This is a genomic window from Streptomyces sp. NPDC048479, assembly GCF_040651435.1.
Classification (GTDB): Bacteria; Actinomycetota; Actinomycetes; order Streptomycetales; family Streptomycetaceae; genus Streptomyces.
In genome coordinates, this window is the sequence record NZ_JBEZKA010000015.1 from 146,703 (window position 1) to 172,630 (window position 25,928).

The following is a 25,928-nucleotide window of genomic DNA, read 5'->3' on the forward strand; positions in this document are numbered from 1 at the left end:
CGAGCTGGGACACTGGACCGGTGATCCATACTGCGCCCGCGATTCACTTCCGCTTCGGACTGACTCCGCTGGAGATGGTCAGGCCGTGGGGCGGGGAGCATCCCGAACTTCACTGGTTCGCGCTGACCGACGGCTGGTACTGCATCGACCTGGGCGGCCATGAAGTGCTTCGTTACTCCGAGCGCACTGTCCAGGAACTTCGGAACGACAGCGACGCCGGGCCACCCAACCCTTATGTGGACTACTACGTTGTCCGACTGTGGGAAGACGTGATCGCGCTCGTGGCGGAGGCGATGGAACCGGTGCCACAGGATCTGTTGGACGTCGCGGCTGACATCTCGCCGGACTGGGCCTGGCTGGACACGCCGGAGGCTGAGGCGGCGTTGACCTGGCACAGCGCGGGCTACCTGCACACCAGCTACCTCCGCATCGCCCCGCACGTACGCTGCTGGCGCACCATCGTCGGCGAGGACGACGCCGTGACCGTCACTTGGGAGCACCGGGCGGACCCTGAGGGCGTGATCGAGTTCGCCGGCCCGCAGACAGGTCGGGTGACCATGCCGACGAGCGAGTTCCTCGCCGCGGTGACCGAACTCGACCGGGCGCTGTTCGCCGCGATGGACCAGCGCATCAGCGAACTGGAGGAGGCAGCCCCTCCGCCCGGTGTCCAACTGGACATGGAGCAGTTGCGCCGTCAGCACAGGGACCGGGCGACCTGGCTGCAGCGTGCGCGGGACCGTGACCCGGGCACTGACTGGGACGTCGTACGGAGCGGTGCGCGCACGCTCCTTGGCCCGAGGGCAGCGGAGGAGGACTGAGAGCCATAAATGTCACTCCGATGAGTGACAAGTAGTGCGCGAAGCGTAATCGATATGGCGCGAACACCCCTTGAATCGGCTGGGGAGTGGAAAAAGACTGCTCCTGTGCCAAGGCGGACATGCCCCCAGGAGGGCTCCGCGGCACGCCAATCACGTTCGCTATGTGAGGAGAGCGCCGCATGCCCGACGCCGGCCCTCGAGGCCCCGCACACCCGATCACGCTGACCGACGGCACCACCACCCGGACCCGGGAGGTGACCCCCGCCGACCTCGGGCTCATCCAGGCCCTGCACCGCCGTTGCTCGCCGGGTAGCCGAGCCTTGCGTTACCACGCGGGTAAACCTGAGATGTCTCCGGCCGGATGGCGGCTGCTGTCCGACCCGGAGCGCGGCACCACCTTGGTCACCACCACCGCCCAGCGCACGGACCGCATCATCGCCATGACCAATGTCATGCGCACCGATCAGCAAGGGGTCGGCGAACTCGCCGTGCTGATCGAGGACGAATGGCAGTCCAAAGGGCTCGGCACCGCATTGGCCGCACACGCGGCCGACGTGGCCCGCCGGGCCGGACACCACACCTTGACTGCGACTGTCGCCGCGGTCAACACGCCGATGCTCCACGTCCTGGAGAGTCTGGACGCGCCACCAGCCCGCGCCAGCGGTGCCGTCCTCGATATCCACATCCCCATCGCGAGGTACACCTGAGAGGACACGTGACCACTGGGGCGTAGGTCCAGGTGCTTCCAGCACGGGATCCAGGAATCAGCACGTGGGTCACGCGCACGGCGTCCGTCCTGTATGCGAGCGGACTGCGGCCACCAGCCCCGAAGTTGGACCCTTGCGGTGTCGCGCTGCGGCGCCATCGCAAGGGCCGATGGCACCACGCTCGCACCGCAACCGGTGGCCGCACGGCCCAGCCCTCGCCGACTGTCGGGCAGGAGGAACCGACACAGTGGCCCCGGTACCGCCCACGCGGTCTGCAGTGCACCGGGTCACCTCGCTGAGGACGGGCGGATGTTCTGATTGAGCCGGAACAGGTTCGTGGGGTCGTACTCATCCTTCACCTGCACGAGCCGGTCGTGCACCGCGCCCGGATACGAGGCGCGCACCTTGTCCTCTGCCGCGTCACCGGTGAAGTTGACGTACATGGCACCGTCGCCGTGGCGCGCGATCTCCTCCCGTGCCGCGCGTGCCCACGCGGCGTGCCCGTCGAAGCCTGCCGGCTCGTCGGAGCGCGCGATCACGTTGCACAGGACGCCTGCGTCACGTTGGCTGAACGCGGTCGCGTCCGCGGGGATGCGACCGTACGCGCCACCGAGATGGTGCAGGTGCAGCTCGCTGGAGGGCGTCGGCGTGGTGAGGTGCAGGCGCATCAGCGCATCGATCGCCGTGTCGGATGGCTCGATGAATGCCGAGGTGAAGTAGTTGTACGCGCCAGGCGTCCACAGCGGGTCCAGCAGCGACTGCATTCCGACGTAGGGCATGGGGCCCATGAGGTCGGCGATCGGGGTACCGAGCATGCGCAACGGACGGACCGCTGCCTCACCGGCCTCGATGGCGCCGGCGTACATGCCGGCGACGACCACGACCCGGGTGCCGTGCACCGCCTCCGGCAGGAACGGCAGTGGGGGCGCTGTGGTCAGGTTGACCAGTGTCGTCAGCTCGTCGGGCATCTCGGCGGTCAGGTCGCGCCACCGGGTGACCACTTGGCGTGCCTCGGCGAGGGGGTAGAAGATCAGGCCTGCGAGGACCTGCGGGCCGACCGGGTGCAGCCGGTACTCGAGCGATGTGGCCACACCGAAGTTGCCGCCGCCGCCCCGGAGCGCCCAGAACAGGTCAGGGTTCTCCTCCGCACTGGCGTGCACGAGCCGGCCGTCCGCGGTGACGACATCGGCTGCCACCAGATTGTCGGAGGCCAGGCCGTGGCGGCGGACGAGCCAGCCCACCCCGCCACCCAGGGTGAAGCCGGAGATACCGGTCGTCGAGACCAGGCCGCCGGTCATGGCAAGGCCGAACGCCTGGGTCTCGTGGTCGAATTCGCCCCATGTCAGCCCGGGTTGGGCGACGACCCGGCGTCCCACGGGGTCGACACGCGCCCCCTTCATGGCGGACAGGTCGATGACGATCCCGTCGTCACAGGTCGAGAACCCGGCGATGCTGTGTGAGCCGCCCCGCACCGCGACAGGCAGGTCCTGGCTGCGCGCGAACTCGACCGCCCGGATCACATCGGCGGTCCCGGCGCAGCGCACTATCAGGGCCGGCCGCCGATCGTGCGCGGCGTTCCAAATCGACCGGGCCTCGTCGTACGACGCGTCGCCCGGCCGTACTACCGTCCCGCGCAGAGCCGCTTCCAGCTCACCGATGGTGGCGTCCCCCAGGACACTCCTTGCTGTCTCGATCGACATCGTCGGCCTCCTTGGTGTGGTCTTCGCTCCGACATCAAGGACCGTAGGAGGTGCCGCTCAGCACCGGGTTAGCGTCGGCTTTGCGCCCGTGTCCCGGCGCGACGCAGGTGAGCCAGGCCCCTCATGTCGCCCACTCGCGTGAAGAGGCCCAGCGAACGGGCGGTGAAAGCTTCCGCGCCGGTATGGTCGCCCGCTTCCTCCGCCAGCCGGGACAGCATGGCCGCCACCCACCCGGCGGCGCACGTCGAACCGGCCACGTGTTCCAGGTCCAGGGCGCGGGTGAGCAGATCCCGCGCCGTGGCGGCGTCGCCCGCGGCCCGGGCGACAAGCCCGAGGTGGAGCAGGCTGTTCGTCGTCCCCGGGATGTCGTCGGTCTCCTCGAAACCGGCGAGGGCCCGGCCGATCGCCGCCCGCGCGCCGTCGACGTCGCCGACGGTCATGGCCAGCAGGCCGACGCTGCCGAGCGTGATCCCGACCTCGCGGCGGTCGCCGAGCCGGCGTCTGATCCGAAGGCTGGTGTCGAGGTACTGCCGCGCTGCGTCGTACTCCCGATGGGTGCGGCAGATGTTTCCGAGGGTGTTGAGGGCCAGCGACTCCCCGTGGGGGTCGCCGAGCACGCGGAAGCAGTCCACGCTCTGTTCGGCCGCTGTTCTGGCCTCCTGCGCACCGCCGTCCAGCCGGGTGGCCCACGCGAGATTGGACAACGCGTACCCGCGAGCCTGTGCCGCGCCCACCAGCCGCCCGACCATCACGGTCTCCTCGAAGAACACCGACGTCCTGCTCTCGGCGTCCTCCTCCGCCATGTACCCGGGTGTCATGACGGGGAAGAACGGCCGGGTCCCGTCGGCGAGGCCGGCGAGCAGACGCAGACTCTCGGCGAAGGCCTCGCGGGCCGCCCTCCCGTCACCCCGGCAGACGGCCCAGATTCCCCGCTGGTGCGCGGCGGCCGCGAGAACCGACGGCTCGCCTCGGGCGAGCGCGCATGCCTCGTCGAGTGCCGTCCTTGCCTCGTCCCAGGTGCCGCGCATCCACAACAGGACCGCCTGCTGGTAGCAGGCGTACGCCAGTGCCGCCGGGTCTCCTTGCGCCCGGTGGATCGCCACGATCTCCGCACCGATCGACGCAAGCCGGGAGCCGTCACCGAGCCGTACCGCGAGCACGCCCTGACCGGTGAGCGCCCGCGCCCGTAGCGGGGTCGGCGCCCGCGCGGCGGCGAGGGCGTCGTCCAGCCAGCGCCGCCCCTCGGCGAAGTAGCCTCGCTCGGACCAGAACAGCCGCAACGCGACCGCCAGCCGTAGCGCGGTGTCCGGGTCACTCTCAAGGGCCGATCTCAGTGCGGCGCGGAGGTTGTCGTGGTCGACTTCGAGCCGGAGCGACGTCTCACCGGAGATCCGGGTCGTCAGCTCAGGGTCATGCGACTCGGCGAGCGCGAGATAGAAGCCGCGATGCCGGCTCTCGGTCTCCGCCAGTTCCCCGGTCTCGCGCAGCCGCTCCCGCGCGTACTGCCGGATCGCTTCGAGCAGTCGATACTGCGCCTCGTCGCCGTGGCGTTCCACCAGGACGAGCGACTTGTCGACGAGACGGCCGAGCAGATCCAGCACGGATGCGGGGTCGATGTCCTTGGTGCACACCTCCTCCACCGCGGCCAGGGAGAAGCCGCCGGCGAAGACCGCGAGCCGACGAAAGAGCAGTCGCTCCTCGGGGTCGAGCAGCTGGTGACTCCACTGCAGGGTGGCGAGCAGCGTCTGCTGCCGAGTTACCGTGTGCCTGCTGCCCTGCCCAAGGAGGCTGAGCGCGTCGTCGAGCCGCTCGGCGATCTGTCGCGGTGTCAGCATGCGTACCCGCGCGGCCGCGAGTTCCAAGGCCAGGGGCATCCCGTCGAGCCGGAAGCAGATCTGCGCGATGGCGGCCGCATTGTCCGCGTCCAGTTGGAATCGCGGGACCGCCTCCGTGGCCCGCTCCACGAACAGCCGCACGGATGAGACACGGCCGAGCTCGGGCGGCGGTGGCAGCCGGCGCACGTCCGGCAGCGCGAGTGAAGGCACCCTCCATGTGCGTTCGCCGTAGGCCTGCAGCGGCTCGCGGCTGGTGGCCAGCACAACGACCCCCCGACAGTGGGCCAGAACGTCCGCGACCAGGGCGGCGCAAGACTCGACCAGGTGCTCACAGTTGTCGAGCACGAGCAGCAGCTCCCGCACGGCGAGCTGCGTGACCAGCGCCGCTTGCGTCCTGTTGCTCGGCGAGAGCTGGATGTCGAGACCGCGGCGACCGCGTCCGGAACGAACCTGGGGTCTGTGAGCGCGGCGAGGTCGACGAACCACACACCATCGCGGACAGCCTCGACGTGGTGGGCTGCGACGGCCATGGCGAGTCGGGTCTTGCCGCAACCGCCAGGGCCGGTCAGGGTCAGCAGTCGGCTTCGCGCGAGCAGTTCCTCCACTTCGACGATCTCGCGTTCCCGGCCGATGAAGCTGGTCATCTGCGCCGGCAGGTTGTGACGATGGACGGGACCGCGACCGGCCGGCTCCTCGACCGAGCCGACCAGCAGTGTGCGGTAGAACTCGCGGGTCTGCGGGTCCGGGTCGGATCCGGCGTCACCACGGAGCGCGTCGCGCAGCTGCTCGTACACCGCCAGCGATTCCCGCCGTCGCCCCGCAGCTGCAAGGATCCGCATGAGTGCCCGGTGGCCTGGCTCGTTCAATTCATCGTCGGCGATCAGAGACTGCAGCACCTCGACCGCCTCGGCGGCGCGGCCCTCCTGCTCGAGCGTTTCGGCGAGAGCCAGTCTCAGCCCGGTGCGCCGCACACCTATGGCACTGCGCACCTCCTGCGTCCATGGCTCGAAGGTGTCCTCGGGCAACAGTTCATGCTCGGCCAGGGCAAGCGCGGCGCGGTAATCCGCCGACCTGCCGCCGGCCGATGCCCGTCGTGTCGCCTCCTCCAGCTCGTCGAGGTCGACTCGGACGCCGCCGTCCGGGCCGAGTACGACCATGTCGTCTCGAAGGACGACGACATCGCCGGGTGTCCCGGCCGTCGCCAACGCGCGCCGGACGGCATGCAACACCTGGTGCAGGTTGTTGGACGCGGCTTCCGGATCCAGGTCGGGCCACAGCAGGTCGTACAACCGGTCCCGGTGCAACCTGTGGCCTGGTGTCAAGGCCAGCAGTTTCAGTACGCTCCTGGCCTTGCGCAGCCGCCACGCCCCGGCGGCGACGTGGCGGTCTCCGACCGCCACGTCCAGGCCACCGAGCAGACCGATGCGCACCTCGTCGGCCACGTCCGCCCCTATGGCCGGCTACCGAGGGCGGGTGGATTCATCAGCGGTCGGTCCGGTCGGTGACGAGATCCTTCAGTAGCTGCTCCCAGGGCCACGGACCCTGGGCCCTGGCACAGATACGGACCAAGCCCACCGCCAGCTGCACTGCGGCACCGTCGAGGCCGAGCACTGCGGGACTGGTTCCACGTGACCACGCGCATCACCGTTACGACCCAGATGGCCATTTCCCTGCGCTCACCAGCGGGTTCGACAGCCAGGGTCACACAGGAGTTACACCGGTCACTTTACAGCCGAGGGGGAGGATGCGCGGCAGGTTCGGGCCGCGCCCGCGGGGGCAGTGGCTGGCCCGGGGCATCACGCCGCCAGGGGCCGGTCCTTTGCAGTGATGGGGGCCGGGAGCACGGTGGAGCCGGTCAGATAGCGGTCCGTGGCCGCCGCGGCGGCACGTCCCTCCGCGATGGCCCACACCACAAGGGACTGGCCGCGTCCCGCGTCACCCGCGACGAAGATCCCGTCCGTCTTGGTGCGGACGGTCCGCACGGCCTGCTCGGCCGTCTCGGCCCTCTCCACCGTCTCGTCCGACTCGGCCGCGAAGGCGGCGTCCCGTGCGAAGTTTCCGCGCTCGTCCAGCGTGAGCCCGAGCTGCTTCATCAGGCCGGTGCCCCGTTCGGGACCGGAGAAGCCAAGGGCGAGCAGGACCAGCTCCGCCGGGATCACCCGCTCGGTGTCCGACAGCGGCCTTCTGGCCTCGGGTTCCACTTCCGTCAGGCGCAGCGTGTGCACGTGGCCGGCCGGGCCCCCTTCGAAGCGGAGGGTGGCGGAGGAGAAGACCCTCGGATCCGTGCCCTCCCGCCCCCGGGCCTCTTCGTGGGCATGGGAGATCCGGTAGACCTTCGGATACGTGGGCCAGGGGTCGGTGTCCGGCCGGGCATCGCCGGGCTCCGGGTTGATGTCCAGCTGCACCACGGAGGCGGCGCCCTGGCGGAGGGCGGTGCCCAGACAGTCCGAGCCGGTGTCCCCGCCACCGACTATCACCACATGCTTGCCCTCGGCGGTGACGGGGGGCGAGGCGTAGTCGCCCTCCCTGACCCGGTCGGCGAGGGTCAGGTAGTCCACGGCCTGATGGATGCCGTGCAGCTCGCGGCCGGGGACGGGGAGTTCCCGGCGTTCCATGGCTCCGACGGCGACGACGATCGCGTCGTGACGCCTCCTGAGCTCGGTGGCGTCGAGATCGCTGCCGACGTCCACTTCCGTGCGGAACTTGGTGCCTTCCGCCCGCATCTGCTCGATGCGGCGGTCCAGGTGCCGTTTCTCCAGCTTGAACGCGGGGATGCCGTAGCGCAGCAGTCCGCCGACTCGATCCGCGCGCTCGTACACCGCGACCGTGTGGCCCGCCCGGGTCAGCTGCTGGGCCGCTGCCAGTCCCGCGGGTCCGGAGCCGATGACGGCGACGGTCTTGCCGCTGAGCCGCTCGGGCGGCTGCGGTGGCGCGTACCCGCGCTCCCAGATCTGGTCGGCGATGGCCTGCTCGACGTTCTTGATCGTCACCGGATCGGCATTGATGGCCAGCACACAGGCGTCCTCACACGGCGCCGGGCACAGCCGCCCGGTAAACTCGGGGAAGTTGTTCGTCGCGTGCAGCCGCTCGGCCGCGGCTCGCCAGTCGCCCTGCGTCGCGTACGCGTTCCACTCGGGGATGAGATTCCCCAGCGGGCAGCCGCTGTGGCAGAACGGCAGGCCGCAGTCCATGCAGCGCCCGGCCTGCTCGGACACGAGCGGAAGCAGCGCCTGGCCCGCGTAGACCTCGTACCAGTCGCTCAGCCGTTCCTCGACGGGGCGCGGCGGGACGGGCCGACGGGGGATCTTGAGGAAGCCGTGAGGGTCGGTCATGCGCCGCCTCCAGCGTTCACTCGCGGTGCAATACGGCGTTCTGACCAGCGTACGCCTGCTTTGTGCTGCTTTTTCGGTCGGTGGGCTCAAGTATCTGGCGCTTGAGCATCTTGATCCGGTTGACGTGCCTTTCCACGAAACCCGAGTTCGAGGGCAGGGCCAGGCCCTGCGATCACAGTGCCGCGGTCGCCCCACTCTCCGGCACCTCGATGGCCGCAGCGCACAGCACCGGCGAGGTGGCACTCCGCCTGCGGGCGAACTCGCGGAGGAATCGCCTGCCGCTCCTGCTCACGCCGGCACCGCGGACTCCTGGAGGAGATCACCATGGGCACCTGGGGCATCGGCCCCTTCGGCAACGGCGACGCCGCAGACTTCGCCGTCGAGCCGGCACCGCGGACTCACTGGACGCCTCCGACGCCATGCGCGCCGTGGCCGCGGCTGCCCTGATGGCGCGGGCACGCTGCCCACGTTTGACCTCAGCGAGGCCAACCCGCCATTCGTGCTGGCTGACGCTGTGAAGTTGAAGGAAGACACCGACATTCGCAGTCAAGGGATGACGTTTCACACCACGTGGACGGTTCATTCCGAGGCTGTCCGCTGAGCGCGGTCCTCGCGACCTACGCATGAACCCGCTGCCCGTTGACCGTTGTCGGTACCCCACACCAGGGGCCAACGAAGACCAACTATTTGGCTCCTGGCCCGTCACGATTCTTACCAACACCCCAGTACCGCCAGGACTCTTGATCGTGTGGGCTGGAGATACAGCCGGCCGACGACCCGGTGCGATCGGGAAGCACCAGCAACCACGGGGTGACCGGCCCCGACGTGCCCTGGCCGGGCTGTCGCCCCGGACGCACCGCCACCGACGGCAATGATCTTCAGCATCGCGCGGTGGGCGAAATGTCTACGAGGAGCCGGAAGCAAGTAAGGAAGCCTATTGCCGTTGGCATTGATACGCACGCTTGATCGACGCTAGCTTGCTTCGTCACGTACCCCGCCCGTGCGTACACAATTCGGGCAGCCCTTTGATGATGTGGAGTACCTCCATGGCTCATCTGCGCTCCAGACGCCTGCGTGCCGCCCTCGCGGTACCGGCCGGACTGGCGCTGACCGCGTCGCTCGGCTTTCTGCCGGGCGTCGCCTCCGCCCAGGCCGCTGTGCAGGACACCCCTGCCACAGCGACCACGGACGGCCCCACGCTCTCGTACGTGGTCAACACCAAGGCGAACCACGGCAAAATCAAGGCCGTTGAGAAGGCGATAGCCGAAGCCGGCGGCACCGTTGTCATCGCCTATGAGAAGATCGGCGTCATCGTCGTCCACTCGGCGAACCCCGACTTCGCCAAGCAGATACGCACGGTCAAGGGCGTGCAGAGCGCGGGTGCCACGCGTACCGCCGCACTCGCCCCTGCGAGCACCACCGAGATGGGCGCCCCGGAGTACGTGGACAGCGCCAAGGCCCAGGCCCGTACGGCCGCCACCGATGGCACCGAGCCGCTCGAGGCCGACCAGTGGGATCTGCGCGCCATCGGCGCCGACAAGGCAGCCAAGGTAAACCCGGGCAGCAGGAACGTCACCGTTGCCGTGATCGACACGGGTGTGGACGACACTCACCCCGACCTCGCCGCGAACTTCTCCAAGCCTCAGTCCGCCAACTGCGTGGGCGGCGTTGCGGACACCAGCGAAGGTGCCTGGCGTCCGTACGACCCGGCGGAGGACTACCACGGCACGCACGTCGCCGGTGAGATAGCCGCCGCCCGCAACGGCATCGGCGTGGCCGGCGTTGCTCCGGGGGTCAAGGTCGCCTCGATCAAGGTGAGCGACCCGAAGACCAGCCTCTTCTTCCCGGAGAGTGTCGTCTGCGCGTTCGTCTTCGCCGCCGACCATGGCGTCGAGATCACCAACAACAGCTACTACATCGACCCGTGGCTCTACAACTGCCTCGACGACCCGGACCAGAAGGCCATCGTCGACGCGGTCAACCGGGCCTCGTTGTACGCACAGAGCAAGGGCACGCTGCACGTCGCGTCCGCGGGCAACTCCAACCACGACCTCGACTCCGACGCGATCGTCGACGAATCCAGCCCCGACGACACCACCCCGGCTCCCCGGACCGTAGACCCGCACAAGTGCTTCGACATCCCCACCCAGCTGCCGGGTGTCGTCACGGTCTCCGCCACCGGCGTGCAGAACCTGAAGTCGTACTACTCCAGCTACGGACTCGGCGTCGTCGACGTCGCGGCCCCGGGCGGCGACAAGTACCAGATCCCGGACACCCCGTCGAAGAACGGCCGGATCCTGGCCACCATGCCCAACAACGAGTACGCCTTCCTGCAGGGCACCTCGATGGCCGGCCCGCACGTGGCGGCTGTCGCGGCCCTCCTCAAGAGCACCCACCCGTGGGCCGGCCCGCAGGCTCTGCAGGCGCTGCTCAAGGCCCAGGCGGACAACCCCGGTTGCCCGACCGGACTGTACGACCCCGACGGCAACGGCATCGAAGACGCGACCTGCAAAGGCCACAGGCGGGTGAACGGCTTCTACGGCTACGGCATCGTCAACGCACTCGACGCCGTCACGAAGCACTGACACACCGCGCCCTGAGGTCTGCAGCATCTGCAGGCCTCAGGGCGTCGGCCCGGTGCCGACCGCACCGAGCCGCTCTCTCCGCAGGGAACTGCGGGCCGCCTGATGGGAACTGACACGTCGAAAAATGGGGTCGGCCGCCTGACGCTGGATCCCCAAAGAGAGCGGCGTCCAACCCGGTTGCACCGTCCGAAACCCTGAGCGCAGAGGGCGCCGGTGACATCGAAGCAGTCGGGGCGGCATCGACCTCCATTGACCCTCAGGCAACAGGATCGATCGTCCGAACGGTTCATGGACAGCTGCTGCTGATGCTGCGTCGTAAGGTGACGGTGTGACGACGAATGCCGGGACGAGCGGTGGGCGGCTGCTGTACGGGTGCATGGGGCTCGGCGGCAGTTGGGATACCGAGCCCTACGGCGCGCCGGAGATTGCAGATGCCGAGGCAGCCATCGAGGCGGCGCTGGACTGCGGGATCAGCACGTTCGACCACGCCGACATCTACCGGCACGGGAAGGCTGAGGCAGTCTTCGGTGAGGTTCTCTCCCGCACCCCAGGACTGCGTGAGCGCATCGTCGTGCAGACCAAGTGCGGTATCCGTCTTGCAGACGGCGAGCGGCCCGGCATCTACGACCTCCGTGGGCAGAGCATCGCCCGGCGGGTCGAGGAGAGCCTGGCTCGTCTGCGTACCGACGTCATCGATGTACTGCTATTGCACCGGCCGGATCCCTTGGCAGACGCGGACGAGATCGCCGAGGCACTGACATCGCTGCACCGGCAGGGCCTTGTGCGACGGTTCGGTGTGTCGAACATGGGCGCCGTGCAGATGGCCCCTCTGCAGGCACGTCTCGACGTCCCGCTGGTCGCCAATCAGCTGGAGATGAGCCTGCAGCGGCGGGACTGGCTCGAAGCCGGTGTCCTCGTGAACACCCCGGAGGCCGCTGCAATCGGCTTCCCGTTCGGTACGGTCGAGTTCTGCCAGGCGAACCGCATTTCCCTGCAGGCATGGGGGGCACTCGCGCAGGGCCGTTTCACGGGTCGGCAGCAGACGCCGGACGAGTACGCGACCGCGCAGCTCATCACGTCATTGGCCGACAAGAAGGGCACGACGCCGGAGACGATTCTGCTGTGGTGGCTCCAGCGGCATCCGGCCGGGATCGTGCCGGTGATCGGAAGCGCGCGTCCTGAACGTATCCGCGCCTGCCGTGACGCTGCGCAGCAGGAACCAGACCTCACCCGAGAGGAGTGGTACGAACTCTGGCTCACTGCCCGCGGCGCTCCTCTTCCCTGATCTTCCCTGATCGGCTCAAGAGCGTCCCGCGCGGATGCCTCTCCGATCAGTACGAACCGGGAGTCACCCACCAGGTCGAACAGAGCCTCGTCGCTCAGCACCCCGTCCTCGACGGGTATCGCCTCGGCCCGTAGGACGGCAACGTCGGTCGGGCTCTCGGCGCCGGACGCGGCGGGCCGCCTGGCCGCCGCACGGATCAAGTCCCGCACCTCGTCGTCCCCGCACGGGTGCGGACTGTCTTCTGGTTCTTGGGTTGGGTAGGGGCGTTGGCATGTGGTGCAGGTTCCGGCCCAGCACCGCAGCAGGTTCTGGATGGCGTTGAGTACGTGGCTAACGTGGTCGCTATGGATGAGGCGCTGACCCTGGCGTCAAGGAACGGTGAAGCGACGGCAGGCAGGGCCGCTCTCAGGCGACCCAGTGCGGTCGTCGGGTAGTCGACGGGAGCGGGCGGCCATCGGCGAGGGCGGCGGCCATGCGGTGTACAGCCTCGCGCAGGGTTTCTGGAGGTGTGGTGTAGGGGATGCGGAGCCGTTGTTCGAAAATGCCCGGATCGGTGGCGAAGTAGGCGCCGCTCTCAATGCGTACCCCGTTCTCCAATGCCCGCTCGGCCAGCGCCGAGGCGACGGGCTCGCCCAGGTCAACCCACAGCGACAGACCGCCTGGCGGCAGTTGCCAGGTCCACTGCGGGATGTGCTCCGCCAGGGCCGCGGCCAGAGCGGCGCGCTGCCGGCGCATCTGTTCCAGGCGGGGCGGCATGAGTTCCCCGGCCCGAGCCAGCAGGGCGAGGGCCAGGAGTTGGTCCAGGACTGAGCCGCCCATGTCGGTGGCGACTCGCTGGCCGGCAAGTTCGGTGACCAGCCGCGCGGGGGCACGCAGCCAGCCGATGCGCAGACCGCCCCAGTGCGTCTTGCTCATCGAGCCGATGGTGATGACCTGGCCGGTTCCACCGGGCGTGGTGTGGGAGGCGAAGGGCGGCGGGGCGGGGACGTCGAGGGCGAGGTCGGCCAGGGTCTCGTCGACGACCAGCCAGGTGCCGGAGCGCGCCGCGGCGCTCAGGATGCGGACGCGCTCGTGCTCGGGCATGAGGCAGCCCGTCGGATTGTGGAAGTCGGGGATCAGATAGGCCAGTTGGGGCACCACCTGGCGGAAGGTCGATTCGATGATCTCGATATCCCAGGCGGTATCGGTCACGGGGACCGACACGGTGCGCAGCCGAGCGCGGCGCATGGCCTCCAGAGCGTTCGGGTAGGACGGGTTCTCGACCATGACCCGGTCGCCAGGGCGGCACAGCAGCCCTATGACGAGCGTGAGTGCGTGCTGAGCGCCGGAGGTCACCAGGATCTGTTCGGGCACGGTGGTCAGACCCCGTTGGGTGAAACGCTCGGCGATGGCGGCGCGCAGTTCCGGCAGGCCGTAGGGGTGGTAGCCGGGAGTGTGCGCGTGCTCGGCCAGCCGAGGGGTGACTTGGACGAGTGCATCGACGAGCGTCTGCTCCGGCAGTCCGGGTGCGGCTCTGGCCAGGTCGATCGCGGTGTCCTCGGGCCCGAGGAGCCGTGAAATGCCGCTGGGAGTACGGCCCTCGGGCAGGGTCGTCCAGGTACCGGAGCCCTGGCGGCTGTGCGCGTATCCGCTCTCGCGCAGCAGGTCGTACATGGCGGTGATGGTGGTCCTGCTGGTGTTGAGGGCGGCGGCCAGTTCCCGTTCGGCGGGGAGTTTGACGTGCAACGCGATGCGTCCGTCCAGGATCAGCGCGCTGATCGCCTGGGCCAGGTGACGGTAGGCGGGCCTCGTTCCCGCCGGGTCGGGCAGCATCGCGGCAAGCTTTCGGCTCCCCAGGGTCCGGTCCGTGCGGCCCACTCTGCCCACGAGCGGGAACGGATTCGTGTCTGTCACACCATTCTCCCGAGATTGGCCATGTTATCTGGGCCAATCACTGTACAGAGTTGCCCCATTGGCCTTGAAGGCGCAGAAGCACATTATGGAGGCAACCAGGCATGCACCAGGACATCACGGACCGCGGTCACGAGGATCGCACCGCGACTCCGCGCAGGTCCCGTATGGGCCCGCCCCCGCCCCCACTCACCTACGTCCCGCTCGGCGAGCGGCCGCTGCGACGCCTGCCCCAACTGTTCATAGGCCTCGCCCTGTACGGATTCAGCCTCGCGGTCACGGTCCGGGCCTCGCTGGGCGTCACCCCCTGGACCGTCCTGTCCGAGGGTCTGGAGCACCACACCTTCCTGAGCTTCGGCACGATCACCGCCGTCGTGGGTGTTCTCGTGCTGCTGTTGTGGATCCCCCTCGAGCAGAGGCCGAAGTTCGGCACCTTCGCCAACATCATCGTCCTGGCGTACTCAGCCGATCTCGGTCTCTCGCTCATCCCCGAGCACCTCGGATTTCCCGCCCGGGTCGGTCTGCTCGTCGGTGGTGTCCTCCTCAACGGATTCTCTGTCGCCGTCTACGTCGGCGCGCGTTTCGGACCCGGGCCCCGGGACGGGCTGATGACCGGCGCGTCCGCCGCAACCGGGCGTTCCATCCGGCTCATCCGCACCCTGATCGAGATCACCGTGCTCGCCGTGGGTTGGCTGCTCGGTGGGAGCGTGGGTGTCGGCACCGTGCTGTATGCACTGGCGGTCGGACCGACCACCCAGTTCTTCATGCCCTGGTTCGCGTACAGGAGGACTGCCGAGCGCATAGGTGACGCAGCGCGCTTCCGCACCCTCCGGTAACCGGGACAGGTTGCAGCGACGGCATATGGGGCAGCGCCGGCACGTACACCACGGTGTCCACCGACGCGTCGGTCAGCAGCAGCTGGTGCAGGTCGACGGGGTCCGGATCTCATGCGGCCGCGAGAGCCGGTTGGCGGCTGCTGGGCTTGCCGGGACAGCCTGACCAGGTGGCTGCTCATGAGCGTGGTGGTGGCTCAATGGATGTGCGCCGGCTACGTGGGAGATCATGCGCTCGTGGTCCCCTCGCGTTGCGGCGGGCCCGCCGGGCTCGCGAACTGCTCCTCTCCACACCATGCGCACGTGTCATGCAGTATCAACGTCGGTGAGACGGCGTCAGCGCCGTCGGCTATGGTGCCGGGCACAAGTACCGGGGAGGGTGGGAGCAGCGATGGCGTCCGAGGGTCCGATCGACCTGATCAGTCTGGAGGGCGAGGGCACCAGCGTGATCGTACGGATCACCGGGAAGAAGTCCGCCCAGGACCCACCCCGCACCGACGCGCTGGTCGGAGAGATCATCGTCGACACCGCTTTCGTACGCGGAAGTATCGCGACGTGGATCTTCCCAGAGGACCTGACGGTGTGGCAGGGAGTCCTGGACGCGCTCGATGGCGGGGCGGACGTCGCGTGGCTTGAGGGCAAGCGCACGACCGAGATGCTCATCGAGCTCGATCCGGACGGTGAGCGGGCCCACGTCACCATCGCGGACCGCTCGATGTCGCTCACTACCGTGACGGTCACTGTCGTTCTGACCGACGCCTGGTTCGACGACGCCTATCACCGCCTGGACCAGGTTCTGCAGACCTGGCCGTTGGAAGACGCCTGAACCCGCATGCGCGCCCGCGAGTTGTGCCGCCAGTCCAATCCAGCCCCCTTGGCTGCTACCACCCTGCTACCCTCGGTTGTATGAGCAGCGCGAAGAAGCAGACGCAGGTGCGAATCGAGCCCGGCGTACTCGCCGCCGGAAAGGACGCCGCAGCCGCCCGCGGCCTCGATTTCAACCGGTATATCGAGCGTCTCATCGCCGAGGACACCTCCGGTGCCCGGGCGGCAGGCATGGCCGCCGCCCAGCGCCTCATCGACACTCACGGTGCCTTTCTCGACGACCTGGAAGCCGGCATGGACGCGCAGTACGGCACCGCCACCAGTCCGCGGGGCGCCGCTGCGTGAGCATGTCCCTGCATGTCGATCTGTCCTGGGTCCTGGAGGTGGCCGAGCGTGCCGGCCACCGCGATCCCGCCCCTGACGACCTCGGCGTGCCCATCAGTGCAGTCGCCCGCCATCGCGCCGAGCTCCTGGAGCAACCCGTCTACGGCGGCCCCTTCGCGCGCGCCGCTGCTCTCGTCCACACGCTGGGCCGCTGCCGGTGGCTGGAGCGCTCCAACCTCACGGTCGCCTGTGCCGTCGCCGTCATGTACCTCGAGGCCAGTGGCGTCCCCGTCGCTCCCACCCGAGAGGAGCTCACTGCCCTGGCTCGCGACCTGTACGACCCGCGCTGCACCGCCGGCCGCGTCGCCGAGCACCTGCGCACCTGGCGGCCCTAAGCGCCTGTGACGAGCCCGGGAGGGGCCGTGGGTGACGCATGTGATCCCCTTCCGCCGACGGCGACCGCCACCCACGGCAGGCTCGAAATGCATCTGCGGGCTACGTGGGCGCCGAGGTTTTCGAGCGCCCCCTGGCCGCTTCACGGCGGACCCTGGGTAGCGGTACCGGCATGGCGCGCCGCCCGGGCTGCGGCCGACGCGAGCTCGATGTGATCCACGCGTACCGAGTCACAGGAAGTCGTTGCATAGATATGCACCTTATGTCATAATTTTGCTATGTATAGCCCTCTACCCGAGGAACATGACCTGATGACCACTGGAGCCCACCCCAACGCTCCTGCCCCCCGCGCGAACATCGCCCTGGCTCGCGACTGCGACGAGTGCCGCGGCTGGGGGAGCGTGGTGAACGATGGCCGCTACGAGCTCTGCCCTGCCTGCCAGACTCTGGGTGCCTGACCGACGAGGTGTCCCGGTCCGCCGACACGTGCGTGCCGGCGGACGCCGCAACCCCGGCCCCCAAGCCGTACACGACCTCCTCGGCCCCGACGCCACCCGGCGCCCGGCTGGTTCCTGTCCACCGGACAGGCGGGGTCGTGAGCGGGGGCCGATCATGGGAGGAGGGGCGACGCCGACTGGAGGCGAAGCGTGGCCGGCCGGTACGTGAGGGGCTTTGCTCCGGACGATCTGGAAGCGGTCGTCCGACTGGACACCGAGGCGACCAGTCCCGAGCTGCCGCCGGTGTTCCGGCTCTCCGATGTCGTCGCCGCGCTCCAGGCACTTCATCCGAGCGTCGTCGCCGTCGCTGACGGTCATCTCGTCGGAGTGGCCGTGAGTCGGCTGGAGTCGCCCGTGCGCTGGCCGGTCGTCTCGGGTGGCCCTTCGTCGAGCTCTTCCCGTCCCGGCTCGCGCTGGAGCAAGGTCTCCAGGCACGTGCCGGGTCTGCGACGGCCCGATCGTGAGCGGTGGCGGGCCCGGGGCGGGCAGCGTCGTACTGCTCGCAGGCGTGCAGGCAGCCCACTTATCGGGAGCGGCGGCAGCCTGCCGACGTTCCCGTCAGGAGCTGATTTCCGATATCGGAGACCGGCTGGGAAGGGACCTTGACCCTGCCGACGTTGACGGCAAAACATCGCCGGAGGGTCAGTTGTGGCCGAACTTCCGCTGCTGCTTATGGGAGACCGGCTCCGAGATCGGGCGCACCGTCTCATGTGCGGCCGATGTCTTCACTTGCTCCTTCGCCTCCACGGTGGCGCTGCGCTCATGGCCGCCGGTGCGGGCGCCGCGGTTCTGCCGACTCTGTTTCTTGCCCACGATCGTGCCTCCTGTAGCGGATGTCGGACGATGGGCTGCTACCAGACTTGCATGCGAATACGAAGAGCGCATTTCGGGTATGCGTCGCAGTCGACCGCTGCTGGCGCCCCTGTTGTCGAGACCTTCGGCGGCTCCGAAGACAAAGTCCGGCACCAGCCCGCACCGGCGCGCGCAATTCAGTTGGTCAGGAGATGGGCGGCGGGCTAAGCATCTGCTTCTGAAGGGCAACGCCGCAGGTCAGTTGCCGCTTAGAGTGCCCGGGACGGAAGTCGCCGTTATGTGAATGCGTTGCGGTGACGGCAAGCCGAAACGGCGATCAACCTCGATATGGAATTCATTGCCGTTGGGTATCGAAATGTCAGCGGATTTGGAAATCGGATGTCGATGGGTTAGTCATGAGCCGTGTCAGTAGGCGGCCTCAGCCGGCTCTCCATCTGGCCGGTCGGGCAGCACTTGCTCTCTGCATTCTGACGTCAGCCACTGTCGCCAGACGTGACGTGTATGGGGAACTTCGGGGCGATCGAGAAGCCAGAGAATGTAGCCGGCGTGGCGTCGCGCCCATGGATTGTCCGTGCGGGCGGCCGTGTTGAGCCTGCCGCGCAGGTCATCGCTGTCCACGGCCCGGGCAACGCGTACATACTCGTGGTCCTTGCAGCGGTAGGGACGCTGTACGACGATCTCGATCAGGTCGGCGAGCTTGGCTCGGGTGGACTTGTCGCGGTGAGTGACAGCCAGGGCTCGGATCATGTGCTCCTTTGTGCCCCATGCCTTGGCATGCTGTGTCCACTCATGCGGATATCTCGCCTCCCACTCCAGGTAGAGAAGCGCGTAAGGGAGGCCGGGCCACGCGGCGATGTCTGTGCCGGGTGGGCGGTCCCACAAAGCCCCGGGCAGCGAATGCCTCAGGGCCTCGTAGTAGTTTCCGGCGGCCCTGTTCCTGTCCAGGGGCAACCTTCGTCGCCACGCTTCGTGCATCCGGTCGTGAGCGTCGGAGGTCTTCCTGTGGCTGTTGGACTGGGTCAGCGCCGCCGCCCGCTCTCCCGGATCGTCCGCTACGAGACCGTATGCCCAACTCAGCCGCTCATCCCACCGTCCGGCTTCGTTGTAGAAACTCGCTCCCGATCCCGCACTCGCTTTCTCTGCCACGGCGGAGATCATCCCTGATTCAGGCCAAGGAACCCAACGTCATTTCGTTCAGCCTCACCCCGCGTACGCGGGGACGCTCCCGCACACCAGCCGCTTCGCTCCCGCGCCGCTTCCCTGGTGGGGGAGCGAAGCGGCGGCGTGGGCGCGGGCTCAGACGGCGATGCTGTGACCTCCGCCTGTCCAGACGGCGCGGACGCCAGCGAGCCCGGTGACCGGGACGGGCGTTTGGCGATCGGTGACGGTGCCGTCGCCCAGCTGCCCGGTGTGGTTGTGCCCCCAGCCCTTGACGGTGCCGTCGCACAGCAGGGCGATGCCAGGTTGTGGTTCGCCCCGGCCGAGATGGCGCGGACGCGGGTGAGGACGGGGACGGTGACGGGTGTGAGGCGGTCGGTGGTGGTGCCGTCACCGACCTGGCCGTACTGGTTCCATCCCCAGGCCTTGATGGTTCGCTGCGAGGCGGCGGCGTGGCCCGACTGGGGGTCGGCGACAGCCTGCGGGGTGGGCGCCAGCCATGCCGTCAGGCCCAGCAGCAGGGCGGGCAGCAGGACCCGCCGTCCGGCGGGCGCGGGGCCGGTGCGCGCGGGGGACCGGCGGACTCCCCGCAGACACGCAGCCGTGTGGGCAGCAGCTTCCTCATGTGCGTCCTCGCAAGGTATGGCCCCGCCGCGCCCTCCCACGACGCCTGGGTGAACCGATCACCTGCCATTGGTCTCGGAGCCTCGCGCCCATGTCCCCCGGACACGCCGGACGCCCCGCACAATGCGACGCCTGCCTGTCAGGAAGCAGGAGTGGCTGCAGTCGCGCTCGACTTGCCCCGCGCCCCAGTCGCCCGCCGCATGCCGGCAGTCGATGACCGGTTGGTTCTGCGCAAGGTCAGTGCCGCCAGGGCCTCCGGAGCACCGGCCTGACCCCGGACTCCGGGGAAGGCGTTGATGTCAACAATCAGCGGGGCGCCATCGCCCGTGTCGATGACGTCCACGCCGTAGACGTCGAGTTCGAAGACCTCGCCGACCCGGCGCGCGAAGGCGGGCCAGCCGGGCGGCAGATCATCGAGGGCGAGCGGGCGTGCGGAGCCCTGCCCTGCGGGCGAGAGTTCGGAACGGCGCAGGGCTGCGAAGAGCTGGTCTCCCACCACCCACAGTTTGTGGTCCCAGCCGCTGTTCGGTGCGAACTCCTGGACCACGACCGGCTCCTGTGGGTATGCGGCGGCGAGCTCCCGCAGTTGTCTGTCGTTGTCGATGCGGGCCACCAGGTCGTGCTTTCGGCTGTGGCGGCTCTTGACCACGACCGGGCCGGGGAGCCGTGGGCCGGACGCCAGTTGAGTGAGGGCGGTGACGGTGCGGGTAGCGGCGAACGGAAGGCCGGCCCGCCGGGCCTGTTCCGCCATCGCCGTACGGTCCTGGCACAGAGCGGTCGCCGCAGCCGAGTTCACCACTGGGGCGCCCCGCTGCTCCAGGTCGCGGGCGAGGGCCAGGGCACGTGGCGTACGCGACTTCAGCAGGTAGACGTCGGCGAGCGGCTCGAGGACGTCGACCACCGTTTTCGGGTCCAGCGTCTCCACTCGATGCTCGGGGGTGAGCAGGGCGGCGGTGTCGGCCAGCAGCGGATGGTCGGGCTCGGGCGTGATCAGACCAATCCTCATGCGCTCTCACCCGCCGCCGCAGGAACCTGCACCTGAGTCGGGACCTGCGCAGGGTGCGGGCGCGGTGTCAACGACGACCCGCCGGCCTCGCTGTGCTGTTCCGGCGGACGGGGGGAGGGCAGCGTGGCCGCGCCGGACGCCTGGCCTGTGCGGGCCAGCCCGAGCACGGCTCGTGCCACCCGGGCCGCCGCGTCGGGGACCTGACGGAAACTCGGGAAATCGTTCACATCGACGACCACAGGACCGTCGGGTCCCAGCAGCACGTCCACGCCGTACAGATCGAGGCCGTAGACCGCCCCGACCTGGGCGACTATCCCGGCCACCTCGGCCGACAGCGGGACGCGACGTTCTCGCACCGAGCGGTCCGGGTGGAGCGGGGAGCAGCGCTCGGTCGCGTACAGCTCGCCGCCGACGCAGTACACCTTGACGTCGATGCCCGGGTTGGTCACATACGGCTGGGCGATGAGCATGCCCTCCCTCGCCAGTTCGGGGACCATTGCGGCGAGTCGATCCGGTGACGACACCAGGTACACGGCCCGCCCCGAGCTTCCGTCGGCGGGCTTGACGACCAGCGGGTACTCCGACGCCGGTATCTCCGCCAGCAGCTCCGGCCGCGCCGCCGCGTAGGTCTGCGGCAGAGGAAGCCCGCGGCTGCGACCGATCGCCGCGGCCAGTGCCTTGTCCCGTACACCTCGTATCGACCGGGCGTCGTTGACTGTCGTCATCCCGGCCGCGGCCGCGGCTTCGAGCAAGGTGAGCCCTGGGCCGCCGGAGACGGTCTTGAGAACCCAGGCGTCATGGGTGCCCGCCTGCACCGTCTCGGTCATGCGCAGCAGGGAACCGCCCGGCCGCAGCACGTCCACCTGGTGCCCCCAAGATGTCAGTTGACGGATCACCTCAATCGGCATGCCGTCGTGACGGTAGTGCTCCTCCACCAGGAAGCAGAGCCTCATCGACCTTCCCCGTAACCCCCGGACGTCCGCCGATCCAGTCCCGGCGAGTTGTGATGTCACAGGATGTCATGAACACCGTGCGGCGATCTCCCCGGCGCCCAGGCTGAGCTTTCTGTGCCCAACCGGACGGGCTTCGGCCCCACCGCGCCCGCACGGGCTCGGCGGGGCCGACCGGCGTTCAGGGCGCCACGGGTTCGGTACCGCCGGTCAGGGACCGGTCGAGGAGCAGCGGGTCATACGCGTGCTCCCAGTGCTCGACGATCCTGCCGCCCTTGAAGCGCCACAGTCCGCAGAAGGGCATCGCGATGTCCCGGCGGTCGCGATGTGCTCGCAGTGTTCCGAGCACCGCCCCGAACTCGTCGTTGGCCGTGATGTGCTCCACGTCCATGACCAGGGTGTGGCCCGTCAGGCGGATGAGGTCGCGTTCATGCGCCAGGACGGCTTCCTTGCCGTGTACCTTCGACGGCCGGCCGACGATCCCTCGCTGCGCGGTGTGCAGCACCACGTCGTCATCGACGTAGTCGGCGATTCGGGCGAGGTCTGCGTACAAGGAGCGCAGAACGGTGGCATTGGGGTGCACGTATGAGGTGTCCATGAGTCCTCCGTCGTCGCGTGGTTGACGCTCACCGCACCGGCACGGGGGCGATGCCGGCGGACCGGCTGCGGTCGACTTCGTAGGTGATGGTGTTCCAGTCGTCGTCGCTCAGCCGGATGTCGGCCGCGCACATGTTCTCTTCCAGGTGGGTGAGGGAAGCGGTGCCCGGGATCAGCAGGGTGGCCGGTGAGCAGTGCAGCAGCCAGGCCAGGGCGAGCTGCGAGGCCGTCACGCCGTACCGCGCGGCGATCGGGGTGAGCAGACCGTCAGGCCCGACGAGCTCTCCGTGGCCCATGGGAAACCAGGGGATGAACGCGATACGGTGCTCCTCCGCGTAACGCAGGGCTTCTTCGCCGACGCGGTCGGCGACGTTGTAGCGGTTCTCCACTGCGACGAGGGCCGCGGTCTTGCGGGCCTGCTCGAGTTGCTCCACGGTGACTCCGGGCTGTCCGGAGATGCCGATGTGGCGGATCTTGCCCTGCTCCTGGAGCCTGACCAGTTCGCCGAGCTGGTCGGCCAGAGGGACGGCCGGATCGATGCTGTGCAGCTGGTACAGGTCGATGCGTTCCACGCCGAGGTTGCGCAAACTCATCTCGACCTGCTGGCGGAGGTATTCCGGACGGCCCAGGGGGACGATGTACAGCTCGCCCTCGTCCGGCCAGTCATCCGGCCCGGAGCGCAGCATGCCGCCCTTCGTACAGATCACCAGTTCGCCGGGGTAGGGATGCAGAGCTTCACGGATGATGCGTTCGTTGTCGCCGGGCCCATAGGCGTCGGCGGTGTCGATGAAGGTGACACCCAGGTCCACGGCGCGGCGGAGCACGGCGATGGCGTTGTCGGGGTCCTCCGGTGGGCCCCACATTCCGGGGCCGGTGAGGTGCATCGCGCCGAAGCCGAGGCGGTTGATTGTCAGGTCGCCTCCGATGGTCAGCTGCTTGTTGTTCTCCGGGGGTGCTGCTGGCGTCATGTGGGGGTCCTTCCGGGCCGGACAGCGCGATGGGCAGGGTGGGCGTACCACTGGTGGTCCACATGCCGAGGCAGATGCCGGCGGTGCCGCCGGTCCCCGGCGATCAGACGGCGCCCGTTGTCGGCGCCTGCGCCGGTCCAGAGGCGGCATGGAGCGCACAGGACGGCTGCGGAGGTCGAACGAATCCACCGTCCACTTCAACCGACCGGCCGGCCGATGACCAGCTGCAATGCTCCGAACGGGTGACCCTCGCGTCGGATGTGAACCGGTGCCCCGGTCGGCATGCACGCTCCACCCGCCTGGCGTAGCGTTGTGGGTCGTTGGCCAACCGCGTGGCGGATGCGGATCCAGTCGTATGGCGAGCGCTCTGCTCGCGACGGTCGGCGTGTCTACGCCGTCTCAGGCTGTCTGCGCCGTCTCAGGATTGTCGGCCAACTTGTCGGCCAACGCCGCCGGAACCACTGGGCGCTCTTCGCCCCCCGCGCGCATCAAGCCGCGCGCGTGTCACCTGATGAATGACCCCAAGTCTGGCCAAGGCTGTGCCGTATGGACCATCAGACGCTGGGAGGATATCCATGGCGGTTCTGTGCAAACCGGCAGTAACGGTACCTGACAACGTCATCACCAACGAGGAAACCCTCGAACTGGCAACGCGATTGCATGCAGCCCATCCGCAACTCCCTCTGATCCTCAGTCTGATCGAGCACACTGGGGTACAGAAGCGACACCTGATCCAGCCGATAGAAGAGGTGCTGCAGCACCCGGGGTTCGATGCCCGCAGCGCCGTCTACGAAGCGGAATCCAAAGCCCGAGTGCCCGCCGTGGTGCGCCAGGCGCTCGATCACGCGGAACTCGAGCCGCAGGAGATCGATCTGATCGTCTATGTCTCCTGCACAGGCTTCATGATGCCGTCGCTTACCGCATGGCTCATCAATACAATGGGTTTCCGCCCGGAAACACGGCAGTTGCCCATCGCGCAACTCGGATGCGCCGGAGGCGGTGCGGCCGTCAACCGCGCCCACGACTTCTGCACGGCGTACCCCGACGCCAATGTGCTCGTCGTCGCCTGCGAGTTCTGCTCGCTGTGCTACCAGCCCAGCGACCTGGGCGTGGGATCGCTGTTGTCCAATGGCCTGTTCGGCGACGGGATCGCCGCCGCAGCGGTCCGAGGCAACGGTGGCATCGGGATCCGACTGGAATTCAACGGCTCGTACCTCATCCCTCACACCGAGGACTGGATCTCCTACGCGGTCCGGCCGACGGGGTTCCACTTCCAGCTCGACAAGCGCGTGCCCGGGACCATGGAGCCGCTCGCCCCGGCGCTGCGTGCCGTTGCCGAACAGCACCAGTGGAACGCCTCCAAGCTGGACTTCTACGTCATCCACGCGGGCGGTCCGCGGATCCTGGACGACCTGAGCCGCTTCCTCGACGTACGCCCGGAAGCGTTCCGCTTCAGTCGCGCCACGCTCACCGAGTACGGCAACATCGCCAGCGCCGTGGTGCTCGATGCCCTGGCCCGCATGTTCGACGAGGCATCAACCCTTGAGGGGCAAAAAGGACTGCTGGCCGGATTCGGGCCCGGCATCACTGCCGAGATGAGTCTCGGCACCTGGTCCGGCTAGGGTCCGTCTTCAAAGTGATCTTGCAGGTGAGATCATCTGCTGGTTCGTCGACATGAACCGACCGATGAATGCCGCACCATCGTTAGGCTCGATGGGAAGGTGACAGCGACGCGGTCACAAGATCCGCCATGGCTGCGGCCATGCGCTGGTGAAAGCGCCACAGGAAGGGGTCACGGGGGCTGGGTGCACCGAAGAATCCCTGCGGCGTCACCCGGCGGGCGTGCTCGCCTCCCTTCCGCCATTCTGTGAGGTCATTGGGGCTCAGGCCCGTCGGCTTCAGTCCGGCCATGGCGTCGTAGTCGACGAGTTCGGGGAACCAGCGCATCATCAGGGCGCTTTCGATCTCTTCGGCGTGAACGCCGAGTTCGCCCGTCAGTTCCAGGCCCTCAAACAACGGCTGCATGGCGAAGGAGGCCAGAGCGGGGGTCGGCGAGCAACCGAGCCGGTCGGCGATAAAGTCGGGTTCCAGCAGCACGACTCCGGCGCGTCCTTGCTCGTGCTGGCGCTGCACCACGTCCAGCAGCATCTGGTTGTGTGCGATGTCCCCCTGATGATTGATCACGAAGATCCGGTCGAACCCGTCCGTGGCCAGGGAGTCCAGGATGTCGGTGTGCAGAGCTACAGCGGTCTCGGGGCGGGTACGGAACGTTCCGGCGAACGCCGACGACACCTGGTTGATCCCCCAGAAGACCGGCGGGGCGATCAGAGCCTCCACCCCGCGCTGCTCCAGCTCTGCCATCACGAGTCGGCAGAGTTGGTAGGCACCGTAGGCATCGGTGCCCAGTGGCAGGTGAGGGCCGTGCTGTTCGATGACCCCGGTGGGCAGCAGAACGCATGCTCCCCGCTCGGCTCGCCTCTACCTCTGGGTACGTAAGGTCAGCGATCGTCCGAGCGAAAATCGAGTACCCGTCGTTCATGAAGCTCCCCCTTGACTGGCTTTGCGTCGAACCGCGTTCACCTGCCGGGCCATTCTTTCGGGGAGCGAGTGTTGTGCGCGAACGAGAGCCCCGCCAGGCTTCTGACCAGCATGTTGTAGAAAGATCACAAATGGCACCTGGTCCGCATACCGCCCCGACGCCATCAGCTCCGCGGCGGTGAACTCCACTGGTTCTCACCACACCGCCGCCCTTCCCGCGCTGACCCGCATGGCCGCGCTCATGGACAGC

General features: G+C 68.4%; 21 protein-coding genes and 3 pseudogenes. 10 read left to right on the forward strand and 14 right to left on the reverse strand.

Going from position 1 to position 25,928, the window contains the following annotated elements; translation table 11 throughout:
* The first annotated feature begins 20 nt into the window (after positions 1-20).
* Both AB0D12_RS23550 and AB0D12_RS23555 read left to right on the forward strand, forming a co-directional pair.
* Positions 21-818: a DUF5984 family protein gene (locus AB0D12_RS23550; RefSeq protein ID WP_362686155.1), complete on the forward strand. Its 798-nt coding sequence runs from the start codon at positions 21-23 to the stop codon at positions 816-818.
* Between the two features lie 179 nt (positions 819-997).
* On the forward strand, positions 998-1,525 hold the full coding sequence (locus AB0D12_RS23555; RefSeq protein WP_362686158.1) for a GNAT family N-acetyltransferase: 528 nt from the start codon (positions 998-1,000) through the stop codon (positions 1,523-1,525).
* Positions 1,526-1,812: 287 nt separating this feature from the next.
* On the opposite strand, the gene AB0D12_RS23560 is transcribed toward AB0D12_RS23555, so the two are convergent.
* The 4 genes and pseudogenes from AB0D12_RS23560 to AB0D12_RS23575 all read right to left on the reverse strand — a co-directional run bounded on the left by AB0D12_RS23560 (position 1,813) and on the right by AB0D12_RS23575 (position 8,392).
* A complete protein-coding gene (locus AB0D12_RS23560) occupies positions 1,813-3,225 on the reverse strand; it encodes an FAD-binding oxidoreductase (protein WP_362686161.1) in 1,413 nt (470 codons plus the stop codon).
* A gap of 68 nt (positions 3,226-3,293) precedes the next feature.
* Positions 3,294-5,423, reverse strand: coding sequence for a tetratricopeptide repeat protein (locus tag AB0D12_RS23565; protein WP_362686164.1), 2,130 nt, complete (start codon positions 5,421-5,423; stop codon positions 3,294-3,296).
* Positions 5,424-5,827: 404 nt separating this feature from the next.
* Positions 5,828-6,217, reverse strand: a pseudogene (locus AB0D12_RS23570) (bacterial transcriptional activator domain-containing protein); the annotation flags it as partial.
* Between the two features lie 639 nt (positions 6,218-6,856).
* On the reverse strand, positions 6,857-8,392 hold the full coding sequence (locus AB0D12_RS23575; RefSeq protein ID WP_362686167.1) for a glutamate synthase subunit beta: 1,536 nt from the start codon (positions 8,390-8,392) through the stop codon (positions 6,857-6,859).
* 1,046 nt (positions 8,393-9,438) lie between these two features.
* Here AB0D12_RS23575 and AB0D12_RS23580 point away from each other — a divergent pair.
* Both AB0D12_RS23580 and AB0D12_RS23585 read left to right on the forward strand, forming a co-directional pair.
* Positions 9,439-10,977 (forward strand): S8 family serine peptidase, encoded by a 1,539-nt coding sequence (locus AB0D12_RS23580; RefSeq protein ID WP_362686170.1) that lies wholly within the window; start codon positions 9,439-9,441, stop codon positions 10,975-10,977.
* A 328-nt stretch (positions 10,978-11,305) separates the two neighbouring features.
* A complete protein-coding gene (locus AB0D12_RS23585; RefSeq protein WP_362686173.1) occupies positions 11,306-12,262 on the forward strand; it encodes an aldo/keto reductase in 957 nt (318 codons plus the stop codon).
* 405 nt (positions 12,263-12,667) lie between these two features.
* Here AB0D12_RS23585 and AB0D12_RS23590 read toward each other — a convergent pair whose 3' ends face one another.
* Positions 12,668-14,155, reverse strand: coding sequence for a PLP-dependent aminotransferase family protein (locus tag AB0D12_RS23590; RefSeq protein WP_362686176.1), 1,488 nt, complete (start codon positions 14,153-14,155; stop codon positions 12,668-12,670).
* Positions 14,156-14,256: 101 nt separating this feature from the next.
* Here AB0D12_RS23590 and AB0D12_RS23595 point away from each other — a divergent pair, with 101 nt between their 5' ends.
* The 5 genes from AB0D12_RS23595 to AB0D12_RS23615 all read left to right on the forward strand — a co-directional run bounded on the left by AB0D12_RS23595 (position 14,257) and on the right by AB0D12_RS23615 (position 16,985).
* A complete protein-coding gene (locus AB0D12_RS23595; protein WP_362686179.1) occupies positions 14,257-14,988 on the forward strand; it encodes a hypothetical protein in 732 nt (243 codons plus the stop codon).
* Positions 14,989-15,376: 388 nt separating this feature from the next.
* Positions 15,377-15,811: a DUF5959 family protein gene (locus AB0D12_RS23600; RefSeq protein ID WP_362686182.1), complete on the forward strand. Its 435-nt coding sequence runs from the start codon at positions 15,377-15,379 to the stop codon at positions 15,809-15,811.
* Positions 15,812-15,891: 80 nt separating this feature from the next.
* Positions 15,892-16,155 carry a hypothetical protein gene (locus AB0D12_RS23605; RefSeq protein ID WP_362686185.1) on the forward strand — a complete coding sequence of 88 codons (264 nt, stop codon included), beginning with the start codon at positions 15,892-15,894 and terminating at the stop codon, positions 16,153-16,155.
* A 2-nt stretch (positions 16,156-16,157) separates the two neighbouring features.
* A complete protein-coding gene (locus AB0D12_RS23610; RefSeq protein ID WP_362686371.1) occupies positions 16,158-16,529 on the forward strand; it encodes a fic family toxin-antitoxin system, toxin component in 372 nt (123 codons plus the stop codon).
* A 309-nt stretch (positions 16,530-16,838) separates the two neighbouring features.
* Positions 16,839-16,985: a hypothetical protein gene (locus AB0D12_RS23615; protein WP_362686188.1), complete on the forward strand. Its 147-nt coding sequence runs from the start codon at positions 16,839-16,841 to the stop codon at positions 16,983-16,985.
* Positions 16,986-17,666: 681 nt separating this feature from the next.
* Here AB0D12_RS23615 and AB0D12_RS23620 read toward each other — a convergent pair.
* The 8 genes and pseudogenes from AB0D12_RS23620 to AB0D12_RS23655 all read right to left on the reverse strand — a co-directional run bounded on the left by AB0D12_RS23620 (position 17,667) and on the right by AB0D12_RS23655 (position 23,140).
* On the reverse strand, positions 17,667-17,837 hold the full coding sequence (locus tag AB0D12_RS23620) for a hypothetical protein (protein ID WP_362686191.1): 171 nt from the start codon (positions 17,835-17,837) through the stop codon (positions 17,667-17,669).
* A 405-nt stretch (positions 17,838-18,242) separates the two neighbouring features.
* The gene (locus tag AB0D12_RS23625) at positions 18,243-18,995 is read right to left on the reverse strand and encodes a hypothetical protein (RefSeq protein ID WP_362686194.1); all 753 of its coding nucleotides are present in this window, start codon (positions 18,993-18,995) and stop codon (positions 18,243-18,245) included.
* Positions 18,996-19,133: 138 nt separating this feature from the next.
* Positions 19,134-19,295: an RCC1 domain-containing protein gene (locus tag AB0D12_RS23630; protein ID WP_362686374.1), complete on the reverse strand. Its 162-nt coding sequence runs from the start codon at positions 19,293-19,295 to the stop codon at positions 19,134-19,136.
* 11 nt (positions 19,296-19,306) lie between these two features.
* A pseudogene (locus AB0D12_RS23635) lies at positions 19,307-19,660 on the reverse strand (RCC1 domain-containing protein); the annotation flags it as partial.
* Between the two features lie 98 nt (positions 19,661-19,758).
* Positions 19,759-20,625 (reverse strand): alpha-L-glutamate ligase, encoded by an 867-nt coding sequence (locus tag AB0D12_RS23640; RefSeq protein WP_362686197.1) that lies wholly within the window; start codon positions 20,623-20,625, stop codon positions 19,759-19,761.
* The gene (locus AB0D12_RS23645) at positions 20,622-21,578 is read right to left on the reverse strand and encodes a hypothetical protein (protein ID WP_362686200.1); all 957 of its coding nucleotides are present in this window, start codon (positions 21,576-21,578) and stop codon (positions 20,622-20,624) included. The genes AB0D12_RS23640 and AB0D12_RS23645 overlap by 4 nt, the downstream gene beginning before the upstream one ends.
* Before the next feature lie 178 nt (positions 21,579-21,756).
* The gene (locus AB0D12_RS23650; RefSeq protein WP_362686203.1) at positions 21,757-22,173 is read right to left on the reverse strand and encodes a nuclear transport factor 2 family protein; all 417 of its coding nucleotides are present in this window, start codon (positions 22,171-22,173) and stop codon (positions 21,757-21,759) included.
* A 28-nt stretch (positions 22,174-22,201) separates the two neighbouring features.
* Positions 22,202-23,140, reverse strand: a complete 939-nt coding sequence (locus AB0D12_RS23655) for an aldo/keto reductase (protein WP_362686206.1) — start codon at positions 23,138-23,140, stop codon at positions 22,202-22,204.
* A gap of 575 nt (positions 23,141-23,715) precedes the next feature.
* Between AB0D12_RS23655 and AB0D12_RS23660 the strand changes: the two genes are divergently transcribed.
* Positions 23,716-24,762 (forward strand): type III polyketide synthase, encoded by a 1,047-nt coding sequence (locus AB0D12_RS23660; RefSeq protein ID WP_362686209.1) that lies wholly within the window; start codon positions 23,716-23,718, stop codon positions 24,760-24,762.
* An 82-nt stretch (positions 24,763-24,844) separates the two neighbouring features.
* Here the strand turns inward: AB0D12_RS23660 and AB0D12_RS23665 are convergent.
* Positions 24,845-25,600, reverse strand: a pseudogene (locus AB0D12_RS23665) (creatininase family protein); the annotation flags it as partial.
* Positions 25,601-25,928 lie beyond the last annotated feature (328 nt).

What these genes read in the sequence shown, in the direction of transcription:
- AB0D12_RS23660 (WP_362686209.1), top strand. Translation starts at nt 23,716, where the DNA reads ATGGCGGTTCTGTGCAAACCGGCAGTAACGGTACCTGACAACGTCATC.
- AB0D12_RS23625 (WP_362686194.1), bottom strand. Translation starts at nt 18,995, where the DNA reads ATGATCTCCGCCGTGGCAGAGAAAGCGAGTGCGGGATCGGGAGCGAGT.
- AB0D12_RS23575 (WP_362686167.1), bottom strand. Translation starts at nt 8,392, where the DNA reads ATGACCGACCCTCACGGCTTCCTCAAGATCCCCCGTCGGCCCGTCCCG.
- AB0D12_RS23595 (WP_362686179.1), top strand. Translation starts at nt 14,257, where the DNA reads ATGCACCAGGACATCACGGACCGCGGTCACGAGGATCGCACCGCGACT.
- AB0D12_RS23555 (WP_362686158.1), top strand. Translation starts at nt 998, where the DNA reads ATGCCCGACGCCGGCCCTCGAGGCCCCGCACACCCGATCACGCTGACC.
- AB0D12_RS23650 (WP_362686203.1), bottom strand. Translation starts at nt 22,173, where the DNA reads ATGGACACCTCATACGTGCACCCCAATGCCACCGTTCTGCGCTCCTTG.
- AB0D12_RS23580 (WP_362686170.1), top strand. Translation starts at nt 9,439, where the DNA reads ATGGCTCATCTGCGCTCCAGACGCCTGCGTGCCGCCCTCGCGGTACCG.
- AB0D12_RS23600 (WP_362686182.1), top strand. Translation starts at nt 15,377, where the DNA reads ATGGCGTCCGAGGGTCCGATCGACCTGATCAGTCTGGAGGGCGAGGGC.
- AB0D12_RS23655 (WP_362686206.1), bottom strand. Translation starts at nt 23,140, where the DNA reads ATGACGCCAGCAGCACCCCCGGAGAACAACAAGCAGCTGACCATCGGA.
- AB0D12_RS23605 (WP_362686185.1), top strand. Translation starts at nt 15,892, where the DNA reads ATGAGCAGCGCGAAGAAGCAGACGCAGGTGCGAATCGAGCCCGGCGTA.
- AB0D12_RS23560 (WP_362686161.1), bottom strand. Translation starts at nt 3,225, where the DNA reads ATGTCGATCGAGACAGCAAGGAGTGTCCTGGGGGACGCCACCATCGGT.
- AB0D12_RS23615 (WP_362686188.1), top strand. Translation starts at nt 16,839, where the DNA reads ATGACCACTGGAGCCCACCCCAACGCTCCTGCCCCCCGCGCGAACATC.
- AB0D12_RS23640 (WP_362686197.1), bottom strand. Translation starts at nt 20,625, where the DNA reads ATGAGGATTGGTCTGATCACGCCCGAGCCCGACCATCCGCTGCTGGCC.
- AB0D12_RS23610 (WP_362686371.1), top strand. Translation starts at nt 16,158, where the DNA reads ATGTCCCTGCATGTCGATCTGTCCTGGGTCCTGGAGGTGGCCGAGCGT.
- AB0D12_RS23645 (WP_362686200.1), bottom strand. Translation starts at nt 21,578, where the DNA reads ATGAGGCTCTGCTTCCTGGTGGAGGAGCACTACCGTCACGACGGCATG.